This is a genomic window from Pricia sp. (assembly GCF_041745955.1).
Taxonomy (GTDB): Bacteria; Bacteroidota; Bacteroidia; order Flavobacteriales; family Flavobacteriaceae; genus Pricia.
In genome coordinates this window covers 1-2651 of record NZ_JBGTHY010000110.1, presented here as the reverse complement: position 1 = coordinate 2651, position 2651 = coordinate 1, and the positions used below count along the sequence as shown (strand labels likewise).

At 44.8% G+C, this 2651-nt stretch carries 4 protein-coding genes and 1 pseudogene; 4 read left to right on the top strand and 1 reads right to left on the bottom strand.

Annotated elements, in window-relative coordinates:
- The 3 genes from ACEW8S_RS03770 to ACEW8S_RS03760 form a co-directional block, all read left to right on the top strand.
- Nucleotides 1-228 (top strand): DUF4293 family protein (locus ACEW8S_RS03770; protein ID WP_373516849.1); only part of this gene is annotated, 228 nt, incomplete at its 5' end.
- 177 nt (nucleotides 229-405) lie between these two features.
- Nucleotides 406-1224: a glucose 1-dehydrogenase gene (locus ACEW8S_RS03765; protein ID WP_373516848.1), complete on the top strand. Its 819-nt coding sequence runs from the start codon at nucleotides 406-408 to the stop codon at nucleotides 1222-1224.
- 155 nt (nucleotides 1225-1379) lie between these two features.
- Entirely contained in the window at nucleotides 1380-1508 is a 129-nt protein-coding gene (locus tag ACEW8S_RS03760; RefSeq protein ID WP_373516847.1) for a hypothetical protein, read from the top strand.
- A 246-nt stretch (nucleotides 1509-1754) separates the two neighbouring features.
- Here the strand turns inward: ACEW8S_RS03760 and ACEW8S_RS03755 are convergent, their stop codons facing one another.
- On the bottom strand, nucleotides 1755-2255 hold the full coding sequence (locus ACEW8S_RS03755) for a metallophosphoesterase (RefSeq protein ID WP_373516846.1): 501 nt from the start codon (nucleotides 2253-2255) through the stop codon (nucleotides 1755-1757).
- A 56-nt stretch (nucleotides 2256-2311) separates the two neighbouring features.
- Between ACEW8S_RS03755 and ACEW8S_RS03750 the strand changes: the two are divergent.
- Nucleotides 2312-2651: pseudogene (locus tag ACEW8S_RS03750) on the top strand (tRNA pseudouridine(38-40) synthase TruA); the annotation flags it as partial.

The following is a 2651-nucleotide window of genomic DNA, read 5'->3' as shown; positions in this document are numbered from 1 at the left end:
AAGAAAAGAAAAAATCAGTTTGTGCTGAACAGGCTGAACCTCATATTGAATCTTTTTTTATTGGGATTTTTCGTTTACCGATCGCTAAATCTATCTGGAGAGACCTCGGTCTCGGAGAAGGGTATTGGGATGCTGATTCCTATTATTTCTATCGTTTTGTTGGTCCTTGCCAATAGGGCCATCAAGAAGGATGAGGATCTCGTGAAATCTGTGGATCGTTTGCGATAAGACCAACATCTACTTAGTAGTATTCGTGTGTAAGGCCCGGGGGTAGTTTCCCGGGCCTTTTTTTGAATGCATTTGCCGAAAATTTTGGCCCAAACGGATATTCCATCGATAGGATGATTTTTTTATATACATTTATGGGATAGGAGATTGGAGATAGGAATTAGGAATATAAGAAATATGCAGAAACCGAACAAGCGATTAGAAAACCAGACCTGTATCATAACAGGCGCCAGTTCCGGTATCGGGAAGGCCGTAGCCAAGGCCATGGGTACGGAGGGCGCAAACATAGTCGTCAATTATCACAGCGGTGCGGCCGAAGCCGAGGAAGTGGCCGATTGGATATCCAAAAATTCTGATTGTGGGGAGTCCATCGTTTTCAAATGCGATGTCAGCAAGGAGGATGAAGTGCAGGCCATGTTCAAAAAGACCATATCCCATTTTGGTACGGTAGATGTCTGTGTTGCCAATGCCGGCATTCAAATCGACCATCCCCTGCATGAAATGCCACTTGATGCCTGGCAGAAAGTGTTGGACGTAAATTTAACGGGACAGTTCTTGTGCGCCCGGGAGGCGATCAGGGAATTCTTGAGAAGGGGCATGCGAAAAGAAGTTTCAAAATCATTGGGGAAAATCATACACATGAGCTCGGTGCATGAGGTAATCCCGTGGGCGGGCCATGCCAATTATGCGGCGACCAAAGGGGCCTTGACCATGTTGATGCAAAGTATCTGTCAGGAGTACGGATCACAAAAAATACGGTGCAATAGTATTGGTCCCGGTGCGGTAAAAACGGATATCAATAAAGAGGTCTGGAGTACCAAGGAAGGTGCCGAGGGTATGCTGAAACTGATTCCATATAAGCGTATCGGAGTGCCCGAAGATATCGGCAGTGTCGCCAGTTGGCTGGCTTCCGACGAATCTGAATATATCAACGGGACCACGATTTTTGTGGATGGGGGAATGACCTGCTATCCCGGTTTTGCGACCAATGGATAGGTTTTGGATACTAAACGTGGGACTTTAGACTTGAGAATAAAGCAAGACAAAACAAACTTGTATTATGATATTTTAATATTTTTGGCCATTCAATATGGATGATATCATTTGATATCGTTTTGTTCAGGGAACTCTATAAAACTTAAAACGAGAAAATGAAAAAGATACTACGGGCTTTATTGGCAGGCTGGGGTGCCAAAAAGTTAAGCGGCGGAAAATGTGGCTGTTTTGCCATAGTCGCTTTTATTATTCTGTATTGGTTATTGGGCTATGTGTTCAACTAAAACCAATATAACCTCTAGGTCAGACGTTTCTGCTATTTTTTTGTAATGTTGCCATTTCGATCGAAAGTATTGGTTTTAACTAGTTTATGATGCATATTGCGGTATCATATGCTACTGTTCTATGTATTTATAGGCGGGGTATATGTAGGTTATGTAGTTTTATTTACGAGAACACATAACTAACCTAGGGGGAACGTCGTGGGGTTGTTCCCCCTTTTTTATTGCCTTCCATTCCAAAGTGTTGGCTTACCCGCCCCGCTTTCCAAGTTCCACAATTTCCAGATTCTTGATATCCTCCCCATCGATCACGAACCGCAACATCGTCCGAACTTGATGAAAACCGTGCTTGCCACAGGCACCGGGATTCATGTGTAGGACGCCTAATTTTTTGTCCCACATCACCTTTAGTATATGGGAATGTCCGCAGATAAAAAGTTTAGGAGGATTCTCTAGGATCATAGTTTTTGTACGCGAATTGTATTTTGGAGGATAGCCTCCGATGTGGGTCATCAGCACATCGACCTCCTCGCATTTGAACCGGCAGTTAAGGGGAAAGTCCATTTGAATATTGGTGTCATCGATATTCCCGTAAACGGCGCGGACCGGCTTTATTTTGCGGAGGGTATCCGTCACGGCCAGGCTTCCGATATCGCCCGCATGCCATATTTCATCCGCTTGACGGGCATATTTAAGGATGCTTTCGTCTATGTGGGAATGCGTATCGGAGAGAAGGAGGATTTTGGTCATTCTTTAAGTTATGGGTTATGAGTATCTTTGCATTTCCACAAAACTAAAGAATCGATTTGAGATACTTCATCCAATTTTCCTACTTCGGAAAGCCCTACCACGGTTGGCAAAAACAGCCCAATGCGATAACGGTGCAGCAGGTATTGGAAGAAGCCTTGTCCAAACTTGTAAGGCATCCCATAGAAACGGTAGGGGCGGGGCGCACCGATACCGGGGTGCATGCCAAGATGATGTTCGCCCACTTTGAGGTGGATGGTCTCGACGATGACATGGATCTGGTATATCGACTTAACGCTTTGCTTCCAGACGCTATTGCGGTGCGGAAAATCTTCGAGGTATCCGATAAGGCCCATGCCCGTTTTGATGCGTTCCAAAGAACTTATGAATATTGGGTGG